Source organism: Chroococcidiopsis sp. CCALA 051 (assembly GCF_003015105.1).
Classification (GTDB): Bacteria; Cyanobacteriota; Cyanobacteriia; order Cyanobacteriales; family Chroococcidiopsidaceae; genus Chroococcidiopsis; species Chroococcidiopsis thermalis.
The window spans coordinates 1-6685 of sequence record NZ_PYCI01000218.1 but is presented as its reverse complement, the minus strand read 5'-3'; the positions used below and the strand labels follow the sequence as shown (position 1 = coordinate 6685).

At 43.1% G+C, this 6685-nt stretch carries 5 protein-coding genes and 1 pseudogene; 1 reads left to right on the top strand and 5 read right to left on the bottom strand.

Annotation, left to right across the window (positions count from 1 at the left end; genetic code table 11):
- Positions 1–39: 39 nt before the first annotated feature.
- The 3 genes and pseudogenes from C7Y66_RS29595 to cofG form a co-directional block, all read right to left on the bottom strand.
- Positions 40–732, bottom strand: coding sequence for a hypothetical protein (locus C7Y66_RS29595; RefSeq protein WP_106548275.1), 693 nt, complete (start codon positions 730–732; stop codon positions 40–42).
- A pseudogene (locus C7Y66_RS33625) lies at positions 729–2057 on the bottom strand (ATP-binding protein). Before C7Y66_RS33625 ends, C7Y66_RS29595 begins: the two are co-directional and overlap by 4 nt.
- Before the next feature lie 119 nt (positions 2058–2176).
- Positions 2177–3154: a 7,8-didemethyl-8-hydroxy-5-deazariboflavin synthase subunit CofG gene (cofG, locus tag C7Y66_RS29585; protein WP_106548274.1), complete on the bottom strand. Its 978-nt coding sequence runs from the start codon at positions 3152–3154 to the stop codon at positions 2177–2179.
- A gap of 421 nt (positions 3155–3575) precedes the next feature.
- Between cofG and psbA the strand changes: the two genes are divergently transcribed.
- A complete protein-coding gene (gene psbA / locus C7Y66_RS29580; protein WP_015156271.1) occupies positions 3576–4658 on the top strand; it encodes a photosystem II q(b) protein in 1083 nt (360 codons plus the stop codon).
- A gap of 125 nt (positions 4659–4783) precedes the next feature.
- Here psbA and C7Y66_RS29575 read toward each other — a convergent pair whose 3' ends face one another.
- On the bottom strand, positions 4784–5233 hold the full coding sequence (locus C7Y66_RS29575; protein WP_015156270.1) for a hypothetical protein: 450 nt from the start codon (positions 5231–5233) through the stop codon (positions 4784–4786).
- A 40-nt stretch (positions 5234–5273) separates the two neighbouring features.
- Complete coding sequence (locus C7Y66_RS29570; protein WP_106548273.1) at positions 5274–6623, bottom strand: four-carbon acid sugar kinase family protein; 1350 nt, start codon at positions 6621–6623, stop codon at positions 5274–5276.
- Positions 6624–6685: the final 62 nt, after the last annotated feature.

Genomic DNA, 6685 nt, shown 5'->3' with positions numbered 1-6685 from the left:
AGTCATGATTCGATTGATGCTAAAACGATTAGCACAATCTCATACTACAACTTCATGATCCTTTAGAGACAGTCTCTGAAAATCTTCTTCAAGCAACTCTTGAATCGTGATTATTTTTTGGATTCGTTCTTCTGGAGTTAGGTCAAGATACTTCTGATAATCACCTTCTGATAGAATACGCGATAATTCTTGTTCTACGGTTCGTCGAACTGTGGAAAATTCAAATATTCCAGAGCGCCAATCGAAAAAATCTGGAGCGCGGCGAATAAAATATTTTATGGAAAATGAACGTAAGAGAAAAACAAAACAGATATTATTAAAGTCGTCTCTAAATCTCTCTCGTTGCTGGTTTAAGTGATTTAAAATTTGCGGTACGCCTTTCCAGTTATAGTTATAGCGATCGCTATTTTCACTAAAGTTTAAATTTTCATATGCATAAAATGAATATTCTAAACCTTGAATAAATAAGATATTTATTTGCTCTCTATTTGGTAAATTAGCAACGATTTCATATAAATTATCAATTGGTTTTTCAAATTGCAAAAATTCCACTTTTTTCTGGAAAAGATCTGTTTTAACTCTTGCAAACAAGCGATCGCCTTCAGCAGGCGAACACCGGACAAAGAACAAACCAAAGCCGTTTTTGCGCCTCAAAGTGCGTACTAAGGCTTGATATTCTTCCTCTGGATCGGAGGATAAATCTTCGTCCCAATTAACTGATTCTAATGTCATGGCTGATTCTGCGCCACAGCTTCTTTAAATTCTTCAATTCCTTTAATCAACGGACGAACATCGCACCAGCGCCTAATCTCGCCCTCATCATCCACATAACGATATTCTAGAAGACAGCGATTAAACAACAAACTTCTGTACTTATCATCGTTGACTACACGTTTAGAACGAAAAACTTCAGCCAACAAATCCCATTGTTCCTGTTCCACTGTTCGACGGTAGGTATCTCGTGCTTGAGTAACTGCTCGTCGTACTGCTTGCACAGAAATTGGTAACTCTTGCGTGCGTCCGATCGCGTCTTGAGTTAACAATAGCAAATTCCTTACATGACCTCCACTCATCAGACAGAGTTGGTTTAAAGTTTCTGAACTATCAAAAATTTCCGTTTCCAAAGATAAATTTGGTGCAAACTGCTCAACTCGCCTACAAATCACTTCTTTGATTTTCTCTAGTCCTGGATTGTAGATTTCTCCAGCGTCAGTTCGCACCATAACCATAGGCAAAACTTGAGTATCGCTATAAATTTCTCTCAAGTCGCTACTGCGGCGGGAGTAAACTAGTGATATGGGGACAGTATAAATTAAGTGGCAATCTAAATCTGTTAGTTGTTCGCTACGGTTGATAAAAATTTCTTCATGGTTGGTTTCTCCGTTTTCTTAGATAATTGGTGCAGTCCGGTCTAAATTATCCACTATCACGGCTAGCTGAGTACAACCATTCGGTAGGTGCTTTTTCGCTTCTGATAGAAACTGATTCAAAACCTTAATTAAGGTATCAGTCTGAGGATTGACTTTCTCCCGAATTTTGTGGCGCAGTGTTGGTTCCGCTCTTAAATTTGCAGTTAGCTTGGCAAATTGAGAAATTTGTCCCTCAACACTCATCTTCTCAAGCGATACGTCAGTCAGTGCTAAATCCCTTAATTCTTGCCAGCGGCTTTTCAACCAGTTCAACAGTGGATTAGGATCGGCACTATTTTTCAGATCTTCTAAAATATGGCGGGTACAGGCGAGGAGAATATCAGTATACTGAGCGTCCTTTGCTTCAATATCTTCCTCATCGGCGGCAAAATAGACAACGTAAAAATTCTGCTGCTCTAAATCTTGCTTCAACCTCAGCAACTCTGTAGATTTCCCAGCACCCCGATGACCAGAATAAAGCTGACAGGTTTTCTGGTCAGAACGCTGAAGCCGGATACCCAAATCTACGAGAATATCTCCATCCCCTCGCACTTCCCGACAATCAACATAAGTCAGGTCGCCTGCGGCTAATGGTTGAAACGGGTGAAAAGCGTTGTAAAGGTTGTCAATTAAGGACTTCTGTACCATAAACTCAAAATTTATAGGTTGTTTCACAATTAATTCGCATACAGGCAGAAGCAAAAAGCCTTACTAGAACTACATTTTTCCTTTTTGACTTTTGACTTTTCACTTTTGACTTACTTCGTTCAGAGCAATTTTAAGGCTAAATTCTGGGAAAATTCTGTTCGCCATTGTTTCACAGCCATTTGCAACTGTGGTGTCAGCCAGTTGTCATATTGAGAATATACAGGTAGTCGCGGTACGAGTTGCCATCCGGCGGGTTCTAGAATTTTGATTAATTTTGGTGCAGAAAGATGAGGATAATCGGGGTTAACTTCATCTTTAGGACTAATTCCGCCTAAATCTCTAGCACCAGCTTCTATACAGGCTAATAACCATTGCGGATCTAGTACTAAATTCGGGGGAATTTGAATCGTAATATCTGAAGGTAAAATTTCTCTGGCTTGAGTAATAACTTCTGGCAGTTGATGCGGGTTAAAAGCTGGTGCGTCGAAGCTTTGCTGACTCCCAGGACTGTGAGGCTGCAAAATGACTTCTTGAATGTGTCCCCAACGTTGGTGTAATGATGCGATCGCCTCTAATGTATCCCACCAATCTGTTTCGGTTTCTCCTATTCCTAGTAATAACCCAGTCGTAAACGGAATCTGTAATTTTCCCGCCCATTCTAACTGTTGCAATCTTAATTGGGGCATTTTACTAGGTGCATGTTGATGTACCGTTTTTAACAATTCTGGTGTCAATTGTTCCAACATCAATCCCATCGAAACATTCACGCTTTTGAGGCGTTCCATTTCCGCAAAACTTAATGGTCCAGCATTGGTATGGGGTAAAAAACTCAGCTTCAAAGCAAGTTCGCACAACTGGTAAATTCTTTCAAACCAAGCATTTCGACGGGGCGATCGCGGATGCACTTCACCGCTTAAAATTAAGATCTCGCATACGCCTTGCTGTTGCAGTCCCCTCAGCATCTTTGCTGCTGATTCTAGTGTCATCCAAGGACTTTGACCGGGAGCGATACGAAAGTTGCAGTAACTACAGCGATTAAAGCATTCGTAAGTTGGAACTAAGGTATAAGCAGGGCTATAGGTGACAGTACCAGTCATAATCAGGGAGCAGGGACGAGCAGGGACGAGCAGGGAGCAGGGACGAGCAGGGAGTAGGGAGTAGGCAGTAGGGAGCAGTTATCAGTCAGCCAACAACTAATAACCAACTACCAATTTGTAATTAACATTTCTTGATTAAATTATTTATACTCATTTTTACATTTAGATACAATTAATCCGGAGAACTTGATGTAAAGAAGAGTTAAAAATTCTTCAGTCGATTAAATATAAATTTACAAAAATTGTAGCTATTACTGTAATTTGCCATTCTCGCTCTTTCATTGCCGAAAAAACAAAAATTAAACTAAAAAACCTTTACAAAAATCAATTCCTAACGTTAATCTTCAATACAGGTGGTAAACATACTGCCTAAAATTTAATTATCAGTTCATTAACAGTTCAAACCAGCAATTATAGAACTATGACAACCACATTACAGCGCGAGCGCAGCTCCAGCCTGTGGGATCGGTTCTGCAACTGGATCACCAGCACTGAAAACCGCATTTATGTAGGTTGGTTCGGTGTATTGATGATTCCTACGTTGCTATCCGCTACCATCTGCTTCATCATTGCTTTCGTTGCTGCTCCTCCAGTAGACATTGATGGCATCCGCGAACCCGTTGCAGGTTCATTAATTTACGGCAACAACATCATCTCTGGTGCAGTTGTGCCTTCTTCTAACGCGATCGGTTTACACTTCTATCCGATCTGGGAAGCTGCTTCTTTAGATGAGTGGCTATACAACGGTGGTCCTTACCAACTGGTAATCTTCCACTTCTTGATCGGTTGTTTCTGCTACATGGGTCGTCAGTGGGAGTTGTCCTACCGCCTGGGTATGCGCCCTTGGATCTGCGTCGCTTACAGCGCTCCTTTAGCTTCTGCTACCGCAGTTTTCTTAATCTACCCACTCGGACAAGGCTCCTTCTCTGATGGAATGCCTCTGGGGATCTCTGGAACTTTCAACTTCATGTTGGTGTTCCAAGCCGAACACAACATCCTGATGCACCCCTTCCACCAGTTAGGTGTAGCAGCTGTATTTGGTGGTTCTCTATTCTGTGCAATGCACGGTTCTCTCGTGACCTCTTCTCTGGTACGCGAAACTACCGAAACCGAATCTCAAAACTACGGTTACAAATTCGGTCAAGAAGGAGAAACCTACAACATCGTTGCCGCACACGGCTACTTCGGTCGTCTGATCTTCCAATATGCTTCCTTCAATAACAGCCGTTCCTTACACTTCTTCTTAGGTGCTTGGCCCGTCGTCGGTATCTGGTTCACTGCATTAGGGATCAGCACCATGGCGTTCAACCTCAACGGCTTCAACTTCAACCAATCTGTGCTTGATTCCCAAGGTCGCGTAGTTAACACCTGGGCTGACGTACTCAACCGCGCTAACCTGGGTATGGAAGTGATGCACGAGCGTAACGCTCACAACTTCCCACTCGACTTGGCTAGTGGTGAAGCTACTCCAGTTGCTTTAACCGCTCCTGTTATCAACGGTTAATTCAATAGCTAATAGCCGAGATGCGATCGCGCGTGTCTCTCCATAAATGTAAAGAGCGCCTTTCAGAGTTGAGGGGTGCTTTTTATTTGTATAGCAGGGAGTAGGGAGCAGGGAACAGGCGATTTTTATTTCCTCAAGCTCCAATTGTGCGGTTGTTTTAGTGCTTCTACTTTACCTTGGGCAATCAGCCAGCTAGCGGTTCGAGTTCTGAAGCGTGCGACAAATATATCTTCTCCAGGTTTGGCATAGACTCCTTGAAATTCATCTACCTTAACTCTGGCGGGTTTACTAGCACAGTAAGTCATCTCTCCCTCAATGCTGACGACAACAGCATTGTCTATCTCATAGTCATCAGGGAGTACAAAAATAGCATAGACTTGATGCCGACCTTTCCAGGGTCTGACGACGACTTTTTCGGGATGTATGCGATCGCTCTTAGTATCAGATCTCGTCAAGGCTTCGCGCGGACATCGCGATACCTCGTCAGGCTTTCTGGGTAGAATCGAGCCGTTCAATAGGGCTATTGCAGCTGCGATAAAAGTTAATGCTGCTAGAGAAAGAATAATTCGCTTCACTGTCGCTAAATCTGGCGCTGAGATGTAATGCTTCGTTCTTTTAAGTTACCGTTACCAGACGGCGATAAATTGTGGCTAACGCATCGGTATTGCCAACATTCCCAGGAAATAAAACTACAGGTAGATTAGGAAATTGTGGATGATCGACTGGTGTGCGTACCATCGAGCAACCAGCTAAAATTTGCCCCAATAATCGCGCAGAAGTCAGGGCGAGTCCGTCACTTAAAACATCGTTGGAAGTGATTCCACCCTTGCTAATTAAAAACCCAATGTCTGACGGTAAACCTTTGACTATATCCATCAACAGAGCTGAAACATCCGCGCCAAATTGCAGGCGAGTTTGCATATCTGGAAAGACTAATTCTTTACGGCTAGTATAAACAACTGGAGTTTTTCCAGAGTTGTGAACGGAGTTAATCTTTTCTAAAGTGCGATCGCGTAATTGCTGCTTTTGAGTTGCAGAATCTTCTAACAAATGAGCTACATCAACTTCAATACCGACAATATCGGTTTCTTGCAGCAATCGTTCTAACTGTTGAGTCGTCTTCTTGACGTGAGAACCTACAATAACTGCACCTGGCTTTCCACCCCGTACGTATCGAGACATCGCTTCAGCCGGAATCGGTTGAGTTGGTAGAGCTGCTAAAGCCGTCAATAAGCTAGCTGCACTGCGAAACAAAAAGCGCTTTCCCTGGCTAGCGGCGTTACGGACGTTGGTAGCAAAGCGATTGAGATCGTCTTGCGTCTCTGCATCAACGACAACGCATCGATTCCCCTGAAGCTGCATTAATCTTTCTAAAGTGGAGAAATTATTCGTAATATCTGTACCACTGCGAATCTCTGAGAGTAAAAACCTTTCTACTGAAAGTGCGGGAATCCGTCCTTTGGTTTTTTCTTCCACATAGTCGGGTAAATAACTGTATGTATAACCAAAGACAGAATCGCGCGCAAATTCGGTTTCATGAACTGGAGTGGGAACGCCATCCACAATTAAGTAATGCACGCTATCGCGGGTGACTCGTCCGCCTTCAAAAAAAGCTGGAACTAGAAAATGTGCGTCAAAAGGTCCCAGTTCTTCAGCGATCGCGTCAGTTTCAATCGGGTAATGTCCCCGTAATGTAGAATCAGAACGACTGACGATGAGGAAATCTGTAATTTCTTCCGCTGCCAAAGCAAGTTTTAAATTGTGACAGACTTCCCTAGTCACAGTTGCAGCTTTATCGGGAGGTAGCGATCGCGTATTTGTCAGCACGAAGAAAATTGGTGCGTCATCTTGCAACCCCAGCCGCAAAGTATCGACATCCCACCGCGTTAGCAACAAGCAACTGTGGACGGTTTGAGAGCCTGTAGGATCGTCATCGAGGACAATAATTTTCGGTTTGGTTGCCATGTTTGACATTGAGCGCTGCCCTTGTTATTGTCTCATTTTTTGAGGAGCGCACGAGTAGGGAT